20 protein-coding genes are annotated in these 15,664 nt (G+C 42.7%); 18 read left to right on the top strand and 2 right to left on the bottom strand.

Going from position 1 to position 15,664, the window contains the following annotated elements; genetic code table 11:
* The first annotated feature begins 56 nt into the window (after window positions 1–56).
* The 6 genes from AACV33_RS12950 to AACV33_RS12925 all read left to right on the top strand — a co-directional run bounded on the left by AACV33_RS12950 (window position 57) and on the right by AACV33_RS12925 (window position 4,100).
* Complete coding sequence (locus AACV33_RS12950; RefSeq protein ID WP_182699336.1) at window positions 57–290, top strand: hypothetical protein; 234 nt, start codon at window positions 57–59, stop codon at window positions 288–290.
* A 1-nt stretch (window position 291) separates the two neighbouring features.
* Window positions 292–684 carry a M15 family peptidase gene (locus AACV33_RS12945; protein ID WP_182699335.1) on the top strand — a complete coding sequence of 131 codons (393 nt, stop codon included), beginning with the start codon at window positions 292–294 and terminating at the stop codon, window positions 682–684.
* A 7-nt stretch (window positions 685–691) separates the two neighbouring features.
* Window positions 692–1,039, top strand: a complete 348-nt coding sequence (locus AACV33_RS12940) for a hypothetical protein (protein ID WP_255458472.1) — start codon at window positions 692–694, stop codon at window positions 1,037–1,039.
* 166 nt (window positions 1,040–1,205) lie between these two features.
* Window positions 1,206–1,532, top strand: a complete 327-nt coding sequence (locus AACV33_RS12935) for a hypothetical protein (protein ID WP_182699382.1) — start codon at window positions 1,206–1,208, stop codon at window positions 1,530–1,532.
* Window positions 1,533–1,813: 281 nt separating this feature from the next.
* Window positions 1,814–3,682, top strand: a complete 1,869-nt coding sequence (locus AACV33_RS12930; RefSeq protein WP_182699334.1) for an MIX and LysM peptidoglycan-binding domain-containing protein — start codon at window positions 1,814–1,816, stop codon at window positions 3,680–3,682.
* Window positions 3,675–4,100: a hypothetical protein gene (locus AACV33_RS12925; RefSeq protein WP_182699333.1), complete on the top strand. Its 426-nt coding sequence runs from the start codon at window positions 3,675–3,677 to the stop codon at window positions 4,098–4,100. Before AACV33_RS12930 ends, AACV33_RS12925 begins: the two co-directional genes overlap by 8 nt.
* 37 nt (window positions 4,101–4,137) lie before the next feature.
* Here AACV33_RS12925 and AACV33_RS12920 read toward each other — a convergent pair whose 3' ends face one another.
* Both AACV33_RS12920 and AACV33_RS12915 read right to left on the bottom strand, forming a co-directional pair.
* Window positions 4,138–5,079, bottom strand: coding sequence for a phage portal protein (locus AACV33_RS12920; RefSeq protein WP_182699379.1), 942 nt, complete (start codon window positions 5,077–5,079; stop codon window positions 4,138–4,140).
* 41 nt (window positions 5,080–5,120) lie between these two features.
* Complete coding sequence (locus tag AACV33_RS12915) at window positions 5,121–6,848, bottom strand: terminase large subunit domain-containing protein (RefSeq protein ID WP_370527099.1); 1,728 nt, start codon at window positions 6,846–6,848, stop codon at window positions 5,121–5,123.
* Window positions 6,849–7,017: 169 nt separating this feature from the next.
* On the opposite strand from AACV33_RS12915, the gene AACV33_RS12910 reads away from it, so the two are divergent.
* From AACV33_RS12910 to AACV33_RS12855, 12 genes are all read left to right on the top strand, one after another.
* On the top strand, window positions 7,018–7,845 hold the full coding sequence (locus tag AACV33_RS12910; protein WP_017020721.1) for a GPO family capsid scaffolding protein: 828 nt from the start codon (window positions 7,018–7,020) through the stop codon (window positions 7,843–7,845).
* A gap of 60 nt (window positions 7,846–7,905) precedes the next feature.
* On the top strand, window positions 7,906–8,976 hold the full coding sequence (locus AACV33_RS12905) for a phage major capsid protein, P2 family (protein ID WP_182699332.1): 1,071 nt from the start codon (window positions 7,906–7,908) through the stop codon (window positions 8,974–8,976).
* A gap of 107 nt (window positions 8,977–9,083) precedes the next feature.
* Window positions 9,084–9,533 carry a head completion/stabilization protein gene (locus AACV33_RS12900; RefSeq protein ID WP_017020723.1) on the top strand — a complete coding sequence of 150 codons (450 nt, stop codon included), beginning with the start codon at window positions 9,084–9,086 and terminating at the stop codon, window positions 9,531–9,533.
* Window positions 9,533–10,006: a phage tail protein gene (locus tag AACV33_RS12895; protein ID WP_182699331.1), complete on the top strand. Its 474-nt coding sequence runs from the start codon at window positions 9,533–9,535 to the stop codon at window positions 10,004–10,006. The genes AACV33_RS12900 and AACV33_RS12895 overlap by 1 nt, the downstream gene beginning before the upstream one ends.
* Window positions 9,997–10,518, top strand: a complete 522-nt coding sequence (locus AACV33_RS12890) for a phage virion morphogenesis protein (RefSeq protein ID WP_182699330.1) — start codon at window positions 9,997–9,999, stop codon at window positions 10,516–10,518. Before AACV33_RS12895 ends, AACV33_RS12890 begins: the two co-directional genes overlap by 10 nt.
* On the top strand, window positions 10,519–10,689 hold the full coding sequence (locus AACV33_RS12885) for a DUF2635 domain-containing protein (RefSeq protein ID WP_182699329.1): 171 nt from the start codon (window positions 10,519–10,521) through the stop codon (window positions 10,687–10,689).
* Window positions 10,686–11,819, top strand: a complete 1,134-nt coding sequence (locus tag AACV33_RS12880) for a phage tail sheath subtilisin-like domain-containing protein (protein WP_182699328.1) — start codon at window positions 10,686–10,688, stop codon at window positions 11,817–11,819. Before AACV33_RS12885 ends, AACV33_RS12880 begins: the two co-directional genes overlap by 4 nt.
* A 22-nt stretch (window positions 11,820–11,841) precedes the next feature.
* Window positions 11,842–12,207, top strand: coding sequence for a phage tail tube protein (locus AACV33_RS12875; RefSeq protein WP_182699327.1), 366 nt, complete (start codon window positions 11,842–11,844; stop codon window positions 12,205–12,207).
* A 16-nt stretch (window positions 12,208–12,223) separates the two neighbouring features.
* Window positions 12,224–12,931, top strand: coding sequence for a phage terminase small subunit (gene gpM / locus AACV33_RS12870; protein ID WP_182699326.1), 708 nt, complete (start codon window positions 12,224–12,226; stop codon window positions 12,929–12,931).
* A complete protein-coding gene (locus tag AACV33_RS12865; protein WP_182699325.1) occupies window positions 12,924–13,193 on the top strand; it encodes a phage tail assembly protein in 270 nt (89 codons plus the stop codon). The genes gpM and AACV33_RS12865 overlap by 8 nt, the downstream gene beginning before the upstream one ends.
* A gap of 35 nt (window positions 13,194–13,228) precedes the next feature.
* Window positions 13,229–13,336, top strand: coding sequence for a GpE family phage tail protein (locus tag AACV33_RS12860; protein WP_141706648.1), 108 nt, complete (start codon window positions 13,229–13,231; stop codon window positions 13,334–13,336).
* Between the two features lie 36 nt (window positions 13,337–13,372).
* Window positions 13,373–15,259 (top strand): hypothetical protein, encoded by a 1,887-nt coding sequence (locus AACV33_RS12855; RefSeq protein ID WP_182699324.1) that lies wholly within the window; start codon window positions 13,373–13,375, stop codon window positions 15,257–15,259.
* Window positions 15,260–15,664 lie beyond the last annotated feature (405 nt).

The following is a 15,664-nucleotide window of genomic DNA, read 5'->3' as shown; positions in this document are numbered from 1 at the left end:
TATTCACCCCTACGCCTGCGCGATACACTGAATCAAATCCATAACCTGAGTACAGCATGTCTGAGAAAGAGATAGCACGTATTGATGCCGCGATGAACAACCTTGCTAACTTGATGCGAGAGCAAAACAGTACACTGAATAAAGTGCTTATCACGTTAACGAAAACTCAAACCATTCAAGTTTCAAACTCTAAACGAATAGATAAGCTCGAATCAGACAAAACATGGTTGGTTCGATTAATTTTTGGTTCAGTAATCGCCGTTGCGGTTGCTGCTTTAAAGGTAATGTAATATGAATAAATTCAGCAGAACAAGCGCAACTCGATTGGCTTCTTGCCACCCTAACTTACAGAAAGTTTTTACTGCCGCACTTGAGGTGTGTGATTGCTCTATTCTTTGTGGCCATCGAACCAAAGAAGAGCAAAACGCCCTGCCAAGCACGAACACTCAAGTTCGATACCCAAACAGCAAACACAATTCATTACCAAGCAAAGCGGTTGATGCAACCCCGTACCCATACGATGAAGATGATCGTAAACGCTTCAGTTATTTTGCAGGCATTGTGATTGGTGTCGGTGCCTCAATGGGCGTGGCCATTCGTTGGGGCGGGGATTGGGATAAAGACAATGAGCTAAAAGACAATGGCTTTGATGACTTAATGCATTTTGAATTGATTGATGAGTAGGGAATGAATGATGGGATTATTCAGCAAGATATTTGGAACCGATTCAGCCATCAAAGCAGGCATTGATTTAATCGCCAATACAGGGGATGCGCTTGTGTTTACCGATGAAGAAAAGTCGAAACAACACATTATGTTACTCAAAGCGTATGAGCCTTTTAAGTTGATACAACGTTTTATCGTTATGGTCTTTTGTGTGCCTTACATTGGGCTGCATACTATTGTGATCATCGGGTGTATTTTTGGAGCGGATTGGGGAGCAATTAGCACCATGATTAATGATGCGTTTGGCTATCCAGTGCTTGCGGCTGTAGCGTTGTATTTAGGCGGTGGGGCAATTCCAAAACGCGGAAAATAAAACTATTTACTGTTAATTTAAATAGAGTAATGGTCTATATTTATTCAATTATCTATTTTATTGTGACGAACTAATAAAATTAATATTTTTATACTCTTCATAAACTGAATAAGCCAGTATACTGTTTGGTGCTCGGTAATCATAAAAATATATAAGTAGGCTAAATATGAGTGAAAAAGTTAAAGGTTCAACGGTTGTTGCCGGTGTTGGTTCAGTCGCAACAATTGCTACTGGTGCATCAACAGCTTCTGCCGTAGTTGGTGGTTCCGCTGCAACTATAATGTCAGCTACAGCAGGAACAACAGGTGCGGCACTTGCTGCAACTGCGGGAACCGCGGGAACCGCCGGTGGAGCAGCAATTGCATCTGGTATGGCAAGTGTTGGTGGCGTTGTTGGCGGTGGTATGGCTACTGGAGCTATCATTACAGCTGCAGCCCCAGTTGCTATTGTTGCAGCTATTGGCTATGGTCTTTTTAAATGGTTTGAAGATTAATTGTTAATTTTCTGATTGAAAGGCTACTTTTAGAGTGGCCTTTTTAATGTTAACTACTTTCATTTCTGAAAATAACTGCTTGAGTTCAACTTTCCCCAAACACAGTAATTTATTCGATAGGTCATAATTGGCTCACATGTTCTAATTATATTTGACAAAATATTATTATGGTCAGATAAAGATTGAAGTTTATTTAGTTATTTCACCTATTGTTTCAGTAAAAATGCATCTTATTTTTAATTTATCCTTACAAAGGGATTTAACGTTAAGTTAGGGATAAGATGAAAGTCTGGGATGAGAAAGTAGAAAAATTTGTTGAATCGGTTGATGAAGATGCCCCTAAGTTTGTTCGGGCGCATTACTCATGGAATGAAGAGCTCGCAAGAGAAGCGAAAGTCGATGTCCCTCACTATGAAGCAGTGAAAGAGATATTGGCAAAGACGGCGGCTTTTGAGTATTCAATTGAAATTGCGTGTACGAAAGATGAATTAAACACGTATCAAGTGGGTGTGTTCTCTTTAGGAAAGACCAAAGAAGAAGCAAACATTTCATCATGGAATAAAACACAAACAGAGAAAGGGTTTACGTTACTTACAGCGAGCGTAAATGTGAATGAGCCAAAAACACTTAATCGAGAGTTTTTTATCTCAAGTGGGACTGCATTGTCATTTGATGATGTGCAACCAGTAGAGCAAGGCGCGGGAACCCATACCGAGTCCTTTATTCCTGTAAAACCTGCGGTTCAAGTGGGTGAGCGTCTTGGTTGGCCAACCGAGGGGTACTTTTATCATTTTGTTGACGATGCACTTACTCATGAATATAAATTAATGGGTGATGGTAAGTGGGCATTTCAGGTGACTCGAACGACTGACGATAGTCTAACTGATGAGTTAGTCTCTGATCATCAATACAGCTTTATTTTACTTCCTTGGAAAATCAACAACACGGTTGTTACTCGCCAACACTTACTTTACCTCCCTCAAAAAATGACGGCACAACAACTTGAAGAATTAACGGCAGATTGGCTGAATGAAAATGGTTGTTTGCTTGATGTGAATGAGATCGCTGATACAAGAAAAGAGAAAGCGGCCGAGCGAGAAAAAGTAAGTAACGATGACCTTGTATATGCCATTCAATCAGGCGATACATTATCAGGCATCGCAGAGAAAAAAGGATTAACACTCTCGCAATTGGTAATGTTAAATCCACAATATAAAGGCCAAGAAGATCATATTAAAATTGGTGATAACTTGGTTTTAGAAGTGGAAAAAGAAAGAAAAACCTTACCACCTGTTGATGTCACAAAAGAGAAAACGGTCTTTTCATGGGAGAATCTATGGAGTGATCCTCAATCCCCAATCATACATCCAGTGGTTGCTACACTTCATAAAATGGACTCAATCCCCAAAAACACACCAGTCATAAATGTAAGAGCTAAAAAGCATGGTATAAATCCAGATAATATGTATTGGCCTGCGTATGATTTCACCAAAGAAGGTGATGAACGTTATTTAAATGTTGAGTACACCCAGAATGTGGTTAAATTTGCGGTACTAAGTCCAGAAGAGTGGGCGGTATTCTTTGATTCATTTGGGAAGTTCAAAACATTAAAAGATGGCGTTACTGGTTTATATGATGCCAGAGAAACAGCTAAAGCATTAGGTGGCATTGGAGTTACTGTACTTGTTAGAACTGTTGATGGCGTTGATTATGTGATTTTAAAAAATTATGATAAATGGAAGCAAACATTGCTTTACGGTGGTGTTTTTAAAGCTAACAACAGTAAAATAATTAAGCTTGGCTTAGGTGGATTAGATACTGCAAAGGGAATGGCAAAATTTGTAAGAGTCACTGCGCCATTGGAAATATTAGTGGGTACGTCTATAAATGTACTCCAATTTATATTAAATGATGAATATACGTTAAGTAAGTTAGGTGTGGATGAAGCCAAATTGTTTGTTCATGTATTAGTTGTTTCTGGTGTCGCTTTTATTGGTATTTCCTTAGCTGCGATTTCAGCACCTGTAACAGTATCAGGTGGACTTATTCTTTACGCAGTATCTGGTGTTGCAGTATCTGTTGTTGATTGGGTAACGGATTTTGAAAAAGGGATTGTAGAAAGTGTTATTGAGGTTTTTGATAGTGAGTAAAGATAAAAAACAATTAGTGATTGGATTGTTGTGTGGAATTTTTGTCTATTACTGGTTGCTATTAATTTGTTATTGGTTAATTAAGCCTCTAATCATTCCGTATGATGAAATTGAAAAGATAGGTTTTAGCTTTGATGGGTTGGTGTATATCGCCATGTTTTCGACGCTAGGTTTTTTTATTGATGCTCTTTTTAATATAAGAAAGACAGTAAAAGAAACATTAGCAGGAACACCAAAGACGATAAAAAAACATCGATGGAAACTAGCCATAATATTTGCATTTATTGGTCTTAGTTTTAATTACGCTAACTATTTTTTTGTTATAAAACCCAATAATATGATTGAATGCCCGAGTAGTACGGGGTACAAAAGTAATTTAATGAAGGACTACGTTAAGAATATTAATCAATGTAATTGATGCAAAATAAAACCGAGTCCGAGAACTCGGTTTTGTTTTATGCGGCCACCGTATCCAAGCTCTCATACTCTTTAATGCTCACCACTTCCATGCCTGCAAAGTCATTCAATTCACACACTGCTTCTAAAATAGGAATAAGTTCATTCTTGTAAAAGATGCGATCGACTTTATTTAAGTCACTGCTTGAGTTAAATCCTTCACGAACCACGCTCATTAAATCTAATGGAATACGATGACTCGATAACACATCATTGGTCGTCATGTTCTTAATGTCTTTAAAGGCGTCTTTTGCTTCCACTTGACCAATAGGTGTCAACGCAGGTGGTGTGCCATCTTTGCCTTTACCGTTAATGAATAAGTTTTTGAATGCACCTAATCCTGCCTGTTTCTTTAACTTGTCTTTAATGTCGTCTTCTTGTGTTTCCGTTAAGTTTGGGTCGTTCATGTAAAGTAAATAGCCTGCATGAGAGCCGTTGTTGTAATAGCGACGACGAAACAGAGTGGCGTCTTCGTTCAACCAGATTGAACTCAATGCACCAATGTATTGCGGTAAACCATAAATCTCTTGGCAGACATCGTATTCAGATAAATGAAACACTTGCCCTTGAGCGTAATCAATCCGCCCATCATTGTTGAACTCGTTTGGCTTGTAGGTGTAGGTGTCTATTTTCTCCCTACGGCGCATGAAAAGTGCAGGCAAATGCTTGTACTTAACGATGTGCCCAAAGGCATTACGAACCTCCAATAAATACCCATTACCAAACATTAAAAAGTCATAGAGAAAACGATTTAAGTCTCGACGTGATAATGTCTTGGATAATTTCGTAATGCTTGAGGCCATGCGGCTTTTTGCATACAGGGCGGAGCCGTGCATCGAGTTGGCTCGTGCAACTTTGGCAAAGAGATCTAATGGGATAGGCGGCTCATACAATCCATCCATCAAGGCGACTTCCATGTAACTTAGAAGGTCGCTGTTCATTACGGTTTCTGGGGTGTGAAATTCTATCAAGGTAGCCTCGCTTATAAGAAGGAAACAGTGGTTGAGTCGTCTCGTAAAATATCGATAGGCTCCCAATGTAAAACGTGCATTGCAGCCCACGCTAAATCCGCATGAGAGCCGACTTTATTGCGCGCTGAAATAAAGGTGATTTGGTTACTTTTGGCGGTGGTGTGTTGGCGTATCATTAAAAATGAATGCACTACATCGTCCCACTCATGATCAAATTGAAGTCGGCCAGCGTTAATAATTTCACGGGCTTTGTACGCCATCATGCGTTTCATCTCTGGCGAGTAATCTAGAACAGTGAGTCCTGGATAAAACTTTCTGACGAGCTCAGCAACCGCCGAGCCAACACCGCCCACATCAATGGCCAAATAGACCACATTGTATTTTTTACAGATATCTTCAATGGCGTTGGCTTGGTCTTCATAACTTGAGCCTTTAAGACGAACGCGCTCGATGAAGCGAAACACGCCGCCTTTTCTGACAGGTTTTAGGGCAACAACCAGACCTGCATCGTCCGAGCCTTCGCCTTGCCCGCCACCTCTTGGATCGTAACCGACCAACACTTCACGACGAGCAACAGGGTTAATCGCATCAAATTCAACGTCCCTCCATTCTGAGGTATCGGTTTTACAGGCAAGCAGGGCTTTGATGCTAAAGAACGAGGACGCATCATCCAAAAACACACAACGAAGCAAGTTATCAAACACGGATTTGTCAGGAAACTTACGGCGCAGTTTGTCCATGTTGAAAAAGTTCGCGCCACCCTCAATCGCATCATCCACGGTAATGATTTGACGATAAATACCATCACAACCCATTGCGCCATTTTTTAAGGCTTTATGGCTGATGTCGATATTGAGCTCTTTTGTGCCTGACCATTTTGGATAGGCTTCATGAGCGGTGGTTGATGGGGTCGATAAATAGGTGGTTCGGTACTGCGCCTGAATGGATACGCCACCAATGAAATTATCCAAATCCTGAAATTTAGGCAGCCAGAACACTTCATCAATATACAAATGACCATTAAAGCCTTGGCCTGTTCGGGCATTGGTTGATAAGAACCCAAGGCTCGCGCCATTGCTTAACCAAATGTCGTCTTTGCCTTTTAATTCAACATCCCCAATCTCAAGCGCAAAACGACGAATGTAGTTTTTAAAGATTTCACTTTGCTTGCGAGAGGCAGATAAGAATATCTGGTTGTCGCCATTTAATACCGCATCTTCAAAGGCCTCAAACGCAAAGTAAAACGTTAAGCCGATTTGACGTGATTTGAGATAGAACCGAATCTCATTAATGTCGTCATTATTTTTATGCGCATGAATGTTTTTCTGATAACTAAAGAACGTTTTCTCTCGATAATCAGCGAGCATTTCTGCGGTAATGCCTGAAATATCATTCTTGGTTTTGTTGTTTGGTCTGCCGCGTTTCTCTTCTGAATACCCGTCGCTGTTTTTGGGTTTGTTTTTACGTCGTTCCACGGCATCGCGTTTGTGTTTTTGAGTGAGCAACATCTCCAGTTCGTTGAGCTGCGTTTCGTGTTTTTGGTCAATCCACAATAAATAAGCAATGCGTTGGCGAAGCATCAATTCAACGGGCGCATCGTCGCGCATCGTTTTCCAATTAAATTTGGCTATCCATTGTTGAATGGTTCGCGGGGCAAGATCTAATGCCTCCGCAATTTCAGCGACTTTGTACTGGCGTAAGTAATACCCCAACGCGTGAGTTTGCGTTTGGGTATACATCGGTTTTTCAGGTGGCGTCGGTGAGTTCATTTTCATCACTACAGTGTGCAATAACAAAAGTGAACACTCAGCAAGTCGCATTCCTATATCCCTTATCTAGAAACGAGATGAATACAAAAAGAGGCGAGCTTTGGGTAAATTAAACTAAGAAATTACAGGAGATAACGGCATGTTTCATTCAGAGCCTATTTGTATTTTAAGCGCAGGAAAAACCGTGGATGGTCGGGACATTAGCCAACAGGTTATTGATGACATCGCAGAGACGTACAACCCAGAAGTCTATAACGCCCGCATCAATGAAGAGCATTGGTCGTGGAGTGACAAGTTCGGCTCGGTGCTTTCTGTGGAAAAGCGGGCAGACAAATTGTTTGCGATTTTAAAACCTAATTCACGTCTGTTAAATACCATTGAAAAGGGGCAATTGCTGCACACCTCTTGTGAGTATATTGAGAACTTTTCTGATAGTGGCAAAGCGTATCTCACGGGGCTTGCCTTAACGGACGAACCCGCTTCATTAGGCACAACGGAAATTCATTTATCTACGAAAGAAAAAGGTGAAGGGAAAATCTATTTAAGCTCTGGGGCTACCATAGGAAAAGAACTATTGGGGGACGAAGAGCCAACCAAGCCAGAGGATATAAAACTCTTGGCGCGTATTAAACAGTTGTTCAGCTCTAATGCTGCGCCGACCGAAATCATTGAAGTAGAAGAGGAAGAAGAAATGAGTCAAGAAATTAAAGAATTGCTGCAAGCACAAACGGGATTAATCACCGCACTGTCAGCGCAAGTGATTAGTTTGAATGCCACGGTAAAAGAAGCTTTGCCTCAAGCTCCTGAAGAAACGGTACCGGAAACTAACACCGATGAAACTGAACTCTCCACTAAGTTTGAAGCGCTCTCTACCAAGTTCGATGCGATGGTGACGACACTCAGCAAAATCACCGATGAAAACCCTCGTCAATTAGCGGGTGAAGGTGGAGAAGAAGAATACTTATAAGTATTCGATCCTTTTGTTTCCTCTTCTCATTTTAATGTCTTTATTTTATTAGGTTTACTTATGCAAGAAAAAACAAAACTGGCGGTTGAGAAATACAAGAAAGCCGTTGGAGTTAGTAACTCCGTGTCTGATGTGACAGAAAAGTTCAGCGTCACCCCTGTGGGTACACAGAAAATCATCGCGCAAATTCGTGAAAGCAATTGGTTCCTTGGCAAGATAAACATCGTGCCTGTGATTAACCAAAAAGGGGAATCTATTGGGCTTGGTGTCACGGGCATGATTGCCAGTCGTACCAATACCAAAGGGGACGGTGAGCGTAAAACCAAAGCGGTGTATGACATGGAAGCCATGCCGTACCTGTGTGAGAAAGTCGATTTTGATTCGCACATTCGTTATGAGCAATTGGATGCGTTCGCGCACTTCAAAAACTTCAATAAACTGATTAACTCACAAACCCGTGAGCAAATTGATGCCAATAAAATCACCATTGGTTTTTATGGTGAATCGTGCGCTCCAGATACGAATGCCGCCACAAACCCCAATGGCGAAGATGTGTGTGAAGGGTGGTTTCAAGCCATTCGAACTCACAACGCGGATGCGATGTTAGTCGAAGGCGAAACCACGGGTGAAATCCGTATCGGTGAAGGCCAAGCTCTGGCAGAAGATGGCACGGGTGAAGGGCTTGGTGATTTCATCAATCTTGATTTGGCCGTGATGAATGTTAAAGGCTTATTGGGCGATGCCTGTGCGAATGCCTCAGATTTAGTCGCCATCATTGGCAGTGATTTACTCTCTTATGATAAGGCACGTTTTTACGCCGCACACGGCAATACCCCAAGTGAGAAATCACACATTGAAGACAAACAAGTGATTGGCACGTATGGCGGCTTACCTGCGTTTGCAGTGCCATCATTCCCACCAACGGGCATTCTGGTGACAAGCTTTAAGAACTTGTCGATTTACATCCAGAAAGATTCCATTCGTCGCACGGTCGCGATTAAGAACGACAAAAAAGACCAACTGGAAAACTTCGAATCCATGAACATGGCGTATGTAATTGAGCAATTGCAAAAAGCGGCGGCGATTGAATTTGCCAATGTGAAGTTATGGATTAATGGCGCGTGGGTGTAAACCCACAGTAACGAGCAACCCCCCATGCAGGCTTTCGCTGTGTTATCAAAGAACATTAGGACTTTGCTATTCACTGTCGCGATAAGCCTGCACCTAACGAGGTGTGTATGGAGTTTGTCGGAAATAAAGACGAAGAATACGAGTCAGTCTTGCCAGCAACCACGCATTATCCAGAGCTTGCCATTGCAGAGTTTCAGCGTGTGTTCCATTTTTTAAGCAATGAAACAGAGGCCGGAATTTTACACCATGCCACGGTCGCAAGAGCGGTGGTCAATCAAGAATTACTGGCAACCGTGACGCCGTTTATCACGCTCGATGCATTGTCATTGGATCGCTTTGATGAAACCCAAACAGGCACAACACTATACAAACAAGCGGTCTTTGGATTAACGGCCAACTATCTGGTTGAGAACCAATTGAGCATGAACGCGACGGTGGAAGCGGCGGAAAGGCAAGAGGCGATTCAAGCCAAAGCCGACAACAGTTTGGTGCAATATCGCCGTGCGATTGATTTATTACTTAATGGCGTTGAAACCTATCGATTCGAGGTGGTGTGATGCAAGCCTTACAAAGTTTAACCGAGTTATTTTCTCATCATGTGACGGAAGCAAAAAGTTTGGATGTGTGGGCGGAAGATGGCGAGCTGCTTTGCACTCAAGGCTCGATAGTCGATGGGTTTGAAATTGCGTACACCGTCAACATCAACATGACGGCGGTCGATGTAAAGCCGCATATTTTGATGATGCATTTGGTGAGTTGGTTAAATAAATACGATGTGCAACGCGATGAGAAAGGGTTGCTGCCACCCTCGTTCGCCACTGAATTATTGGATAAAGGCTTGTGCGACATTAAGTTGAAAGTCGATATTCAAGAGTCGTATTCATTGAATGAAAACGCGCAAGGCAATTGGAAGCAGGAGGACACGCGATACGAATGCGTGAGTGAGTTTGCAAAGGCGGCAATAGAGACCGAGTTGCCACCCTTAAAGTACATCGGAGGTAATGACGGGGACTTTCCATCATGCAGCTAACCAATCCTGAGCAGTTAACTCATGCCATCAACAGTTTGATACTGACTGAGCCTGAAAGGTTTGATTTACACCGACGATTAGCCAATCGCTCACGACAGTACTTTCGAGAGCAAATACGAAAACAGCGTGACATTGATGGCAGCAGTTACCAGAAACGCGCACGAAGAAAGATAACGTTAGACAGTAAAACCCACAAAGCCAAAGACAACAAAAACATGCTGCTAGGTTTTGGTCGAGCCTTAAAAACGCAAGTGAATGACAAGGGCTTTGAAGTCGGCCTGACTGGAGTAACAGGCAACATGGCTCGCGTACATAACGAAGGTCAAGGCGTGTCGTTCACGACAAGAGTTAACGGTTACTACAACAGCAAAGTCGGCCAATGGCAGGGCGGCACGAAAGTAAAAGACAATTATCGAATGACCAAACGAACGTTCATTGGTTGGACTCCTGCCCTTGAGCGAGAGCTGCTTGCCATGGTAGCGAACAATTTCTTATCAGGCGTGGAGAGTTAAATGCAAACCATCAAAGTGAAACCAAAAAAGGGATTGCTTGTACGTGATCCAGAAACCCGAATTCCCTTAAAGGAAAAAGGGGAAGACAAACCAAGAAACACGTATTGGCTTCGTCGTATTAAAGACGAGTCCGTGATTGAGTTAACCGCTAAAAAGGACACCACCTCATGAGCATTAGCTTTTCAGAAGTACCGAACAATGCTCGCGTACCGGGCGTTTATATTGAAATCGACAACAGTCTGGCCAATAGCGCCGAAGAGCAGCAACGTGTGCTTGTCATAGGCAACGCGATTGCAGATGCAAAAACACCACCCAACACCGTGGTGCTGTGCATGAATGAAGACTCAGCGCGTGAGCTGTTTGGTGAGTCAGACATTACCAAGATGCTGAAATACTTTACCAAGCAAAATGAAACGCTGCCGATTTACGCGGTGAGTGTGGACAGTGCCGATACCATGAGCGCATTGGCCGCATTAGGGGATACGCAATACCACCATATTGTCTGCTCATTGAATGATGAAACCACCGTTCGTGAATTGGGTGAATTTTTAGATGCACGCTATAAAGCCTTAGAAATGATCCCCGCCATTGCCTATTTACCAAAACAGGGAACGCATGCCGAGCTTGTGACCTTTGGGGCGAGTTCGAACTGTCCATTGATTAGCTTTGTGTCCATTAATAAATTGGGCACCTCAAGCAATGAGCCATTAACCGATGCAGAAGCGGTCGCGGCATGGGCAGGACAAATTGCACCATCACTGGCAAACGATCCATGTCGTCCATTGCAAACCTTAAAAATGAGCGGCGTGTATTCCATTGCGGATAGCGAGTTTGATTGGGCAGAGCGCAATCTATTGCTGCATGAAGGCATGGGCACCTACACCGTCACAGCAACGGGTGAAGTGCAAATTGAACGACCAGTTACCGCGTACACCGAAAACGCAGCAGGGGCGGCGGATGACAGCTATCTCGATGTAATGACCCCTGCAACCGCGATGTACTTTCGTGAGAAGCAACGCTCATTGATACAAAGTAAATACGGTCGTCATAAGTTAGCCAAAGACGGCACCAACTTTGCGGCTGGCCAAGCCATTGCAACCCCAAGCATGATCAAAGGGGAATTGTTAACCCTTTACAAAACATTGGAATACCAAGGCATTGTTCAAGACTTTGAAGGGTATAAATCCTCTTTGATTGTTGAGTTGGATGAAACCAACAAAAGCCGCATTAACTATCGAGACAGTCCTCAGTTCATCAATGGGTTGATCATCACTGCAGGTAAAATTCAATTTAGAAAGTAACGTAAGTTACTTGGAGTTTATTATGAGTACAAAAATAACCAGTCGTGGTTTTCTCGACGCAGGCTCATTGGATCGATTGCCAACCAAAGAAGGGGCGGTGATTAATTTTGGTGGGTTAAAACGAGATGCAGTGATGGGGGATGCGGGCGTTCTTGGCTACAGCGAAGAGTTTGAAAGCGCACCAAGCATTAAAGCCACCATTGTTCATGCGAAAAGCACCGATGAAACCGCCATTAAAAACTTCACGGGTGAGAACATCACGCTTAATACCAACAGTGGGAAAAGCTACACCTTAATGAACGCGTGGGTGAGTGAGCCTCTTGAGTTGACCGTGAAAGATGGACAGCTTGAGGTGATGTTTTTGGGTACGGAATTAATTCCACAATAACGACTTGGGGGTTGCCATGTTAACGCTACTACTGAAACGACAAGCACGAGCCAGAAAAGAGTTGGCCAAGAAAGAATTAGCAACAGAGAAACACAACGAAGTCGCGAGTGAAAAAGTAAACACCCCGCGCACGGCATTTGAAAAAAAGCCATGGAATGAAATTCAACACAGTTTGAAAATGGACTTGGAGTACGCCAGAACAATGGCAGGCTCAACAGAGAAAATCCCTTTTAAAGGCGCTCTCATTAAGAAATACAAACCCGTTATCACCAATTTACTGAGCACGCACGACAACCTTGAAGGGCTTGATGTGATTTGGTGGTTCTATCAGTGGCAAATTGACTGCGGCTTATTAGAAACGGTTCACGATAAGTTTAAATCCTTGGTGCTTAAAGGGCTTAACTCGCCTCAAGGGTGGCGCTCCAATGGGCAGACCGCGTATCTCGATATTATTTTTAAATATTCGGATGGGGCGAAGAAAGCAAACACCAAATTTAACGCTCAATACTTAAGTGATGCGGTAACGGATTTACTTTCTGGCACCTTAGCCACCAATGCGCCACTCAAAGTAAAAATGTTTCGACTCATGGGCGACTTGTTCTATGAAGCGGATAAGAAAGAGGAGGCATTGGCCTTATTTGAGGCGGTGATGGCGATTGACCCTGAGAAAGGCGGTCGTAAAACAAAAGTGAAAGACTTAAAAGAAGAGCTTGGTTATGAATAAAAAAATGTTCACCGTCAAACTGGCCACGGCAATGGAGATTGACGGAAAAGAAGTGGATGAGTTAGAACTTCGTAAACCGTGTGCCGGTGATTTACGCGGTTTGAATCTGGTGTCTGTGGTTGAAATGGATTTTGATGCGGCGTGTACCTTGTTGCCTCGTATTTCTAAACTCAATGAGCGAGACATCTTGAACATGGAGGCTGAAAACTTTCCACCTATCTTGACAGAAATTGCCTCTTTTTTCGTGGATATGAAACATTAATAGAGCGAGTGGAAACCTATTACGCCGACCTTGCTATGGTGTTTCATTGGCAACCTAGTGAAATAGATAAACTCAGCGTAGATGACTTGATTTTATTTCGAGAAGAAGCACGAATTCGGAACGAACCCAAAGAGAGCATTTAGCTCTCTTTTTTTATACCTAAAGATAAGGGCAATCTAATGAAAATGAATTTGTCTGTTGTGATGGGCATTGTCAATAAAACCAGTGCGCCACTACAAAGCATGGCCAGTGACTCTGACCATTACGCGAAGAAATTAAAAGGACTCCAAAAAGCACAAGCGGATGATTCGAGTGCCTTAACCATGATCGCCTCTTACCAACAAATCCAAAAGGCACTAGATAAAAACTCTCTTGAGGGCGAAGAGGCCACCGAGAAACTGCTCAAACTCAAACAACAAATGGCGGCAACACAAAAGCCAAGTGCGGCATTAACTAATAAGCTCTCAAAACAAGAAGAGAAAGTCGCGCTACTTACGGCCAAGAACGACAAGTACGAAGAGAGTTTAAAAGACTCCAGTAAGCGAATGAAGAAAGCAGGGGTTGATGTTCGAAAGTTGGACAGTGAGTTTGACCGCCTATCAAAAAGCCAATTGACTCATGCCAAAAGCGTGGATGCGGTCAGTAAGAAATACAAACGACTTCGCACGGCCATGGCACCTATCCAGAAACTCAGTAAATCCATTAAGATGCCAAATCTTCGCTCGGCTGCCATTGGCAAAGGGGCTGCGATTTTAGGAGGCTTGAGTCTGGGCGGTTTGTTTAGCCAAATCAATGGAACGGCCGCAGAGATGGATAAGCTATCAAAGGCTGCGAAAAATCTAGACATGCCAGTGGAAGAGTTGCAGGCGATGCAATCTCAAGCTGAACATGCGGGTGTCAGCTCAGACACCATGACATCGGCCATGATACGTTTCACCAAACGATTAGGGGTATTACAAACCACGGGCAAAGGCGCGATGGGCTCATTCTTAAAGAAAGGAAAAAGCCCGTTATACAAAGAGCTAAAAAACGCCAAAGACACGGAGCAAGCCTATGGCCAATTGCTTGATTCATTCTCAAAGTTAAAGAGCAATCAAGAGCAGATGGCGTTCGCGGATGCGGCCTTTGGGCAAGACGGTCGAAAGATGCTTATTATGCTGCGCGATGGCACTAAAGGATTAACAGCAGCTCGTAAAGAGTTCAATGAAACAGGCGGTGGTGTGAACTCAGAGGACGCCGCCAAAGCAGAAGCCTATAACGATGCACTTCAAAAGGTGCAAGAAAGTATCCGCTCAATTAAGTTCGCCGCCCTTGCGCCAGTAATGAAACGAATTACAGAAGCGTTCACTGAGTTTTCAAACAAGTTCAAAAATGAAGAATGGCGCACCGACTTAATTGAAAAGATAATTCAAACGGTGAATGGCCTGTATGAGAGTTTTAAGTTCTTGGGAAAAATCATCTTGTTCGCCTCTCAAAACTTCAAAGGCATCATTGCGACCATTGCGATATTAAAAGTGGCACTGATTGCTCTTAATGCCATCATCATGGCAAACCCTATTGGCCTTATGGTTGCGGCCATTGGTGCGGCAGTGATTGCCATCACTTATTTGATTGATAAGTTCATTGGTTTTGATGTGATATTGGATAAGGTGAATAAAACCATTGGGTGGGTGTGGGATGGCATTCAATCAATGATAAATATGTTACCCGATGCGTTAATCCCTGATGGATGGAAAAGCTCTGCAGAGGCGGCAGGCAAAGAGGTGGATAAACTCAGCACCAAAATAAATAAACTAAAAGATAAGAACGCCAAACTTGGAATAACAACCAGTGAAAAGAGAAACCAAGTTATCGCCACGTCCTACCACGAGCAAAAAAAACAAGGCTTCTCAAACAACATAATCCCAATGTCAAAAGTGAGTCCATTAACCAACCAAGCGATGAAAAGCAAAGCCGAAGTCGCACTCACCATCAAATCAGATAAGCCAATTTCAATAGACAAGGCAACGAGTGAGAAGGGCACGGATTTAAGCTTGAATCTGGGAAATATGAGCATGAGTTATTAGAAAGGGAAATTAAAATGCCGAGGAGCGATTAAGCCCCTCGGCGTGGAACGCAAGCGAAGGTTCCATAAGATATGTGCTTGATGCCTTGAGGCTCTCACTTGCATGAAATAACTATAAAGGTTTGGTTGTTGATATGTAAAAAGTCAATAAGAAGGAGTTGATATACTTGCGAGTTGGTTCGAGCTTAAATGTAATTAACAAATTGATTTAAGCTTTAATCTAGGGATATATGAGTTATTAGATAAGGAATTTAAAAAGCCGAGGAGCGGCTGTCTTATCGGTAGGGAATGTATCTGAATTATAAGCACATCCCTAGTTTTACTCTAACTTTGACTACAGTGTCTTAATTTAATAGTTATTACCCCTACAGTACTCTATCTTTACGCATTTATTTGCTATTATATC

The sequence above is a fragment of the Aliivibrio sp. SR45-2 genome (assembly GCF_963890165.1).
Lineage (GTDB): Bacteria > Pseudomonadota > Gammaproteobacteria > Enterobacterales > Vibrionaceae > Aliivibrio > Aliivibrio salmonicida.
This window is presented reverse-complemented; position numbering and strand designations above follow the sequence as displayed.

Coding starts and splice junctions, on each gene's coding strand:
- AACV33_RS12865 (WP_182699325.1), top strand. CDS start 12,924: ATGAATAAAAAAATGTTCACCGTCAAACTGGCCACGGCAATGGAGATT.
- AACV33_RS12890 (WP_182699330.1), top strand. CDS start 9,997: ATGCAGCTAACCAATCCTGAGCAGTTAACTCATGCCATCAACAGTTTG.
- AACV33_RS12875 (WP_182699327.1), top strand. CDS start 11,842: ATGAGTACAAAAATAACCAGTCGTGGTTTTCTCGACGCAGGCTCATTG.
- AACV33_RS12900 (WP_017020723.1), top strand. CDS start 9,084: ATGGAGTTTGTCGGAAATAAAGACGAAGAATACGAGTCAGTCTTGCCA.
- AACV33_RS12855 (WP_182699324.1), top strand. CDS start 13,373: ATGAAAATGAATTTGTCTGTTGTGATGGGCATTGTCAATAAAACCAGT.
- AACV33_RS12915 (WP_370527099.1), bottom strand. CDS start 6,848: ATGTATACCCAAACGCAAACTCACGCGTTGGGGTATTACTTACGCCAG.
- AACV33_RS12885 (WP_182699329.1), top strand. CDS start 10,519: ATGCAAACCATCAAAGTGAAACCAAAAAAGGGATTGCTTGTACGTGAT.
- AACV33_RS12935 (WP_182699382.1), top strand. CDS start 1,206: ATGAGTGAAAAAGTTAAAGGTTCAACGGTTGTTGCCGGTGTTGGTTCA.
- AACV33_RS12920 (WP_182699379.1), bottom strand. CDS start 5,079: ATGAACAGCGACCTTCTAAGTTACATGGAAGTCGCCTTGATGGATGGA.
- AACV33_RS12895 (WP_182699331.1), top strand. CDS start 9,533: ATGCAAGCCTTACAAAGTTTAACCGAGTTATTTTCTCATCATGTGACG.
- AACV33_RS12880 (WP_182699328.1), top strand. CDS start 10,686: ATGAGCATTAGCTTTTCAGAAGTACCGAACAATGCTCGCGTACCGGGC.
- AACV33_RS12940 (WP_255458472.1), top strand. CDS start 692: ATGATGGGATTATTCAGCAAGATATTTGGAACCGATTCAGCCATCAAA.
- AACV33_RS12930 (WP_182699334.1), top strand. CDS start 1,814: ATGAAAGTCTGGGATGAGAAAGTAGAAAAATTTGTTGAATCGGTTGAT.
- AACV33_RS12910 (WP_017020721.1), top strand. CDS start 7,018: ATGTTTCATTCAGAGCCTATTTGTATTTTAAGCGCAGGAAAAACCGTG.
- AACV33_RS12905 (WP_182699332.1), top strand. CDS start 7,906: ATGCAAGAAAAAACAAAACTGGCGGTTGAGAAATACAAGAAAGCCGTT.
- gpM (WP_182699326.1), top strand. CDS start 12,224: ATGTTAACGCTACTACTGAAACGACAAGCACGAGCCAGAAAAGAGTTG.
- AACV33_RS12950 (WP_182699336.1), top strand. CDS start 57: ATGTCTGAGAAAGAGATAGCACGTATTGATGCCGCGATGAACAACCTT.
- AACV33_RS12945 (WP_182699335.1), top strand. CDS start 292: ATGAATAAATTCAGCAGAACAAGCGCAACTCGATTGGCTTCTTGCCAC.
- AACV33_RS12860 (WP_141706648.1), top strand. CDS start 13,229: ATGGTGTTTCATTGGCAACCTAGTGAAATAGATAAACTCAGCGTAGAT.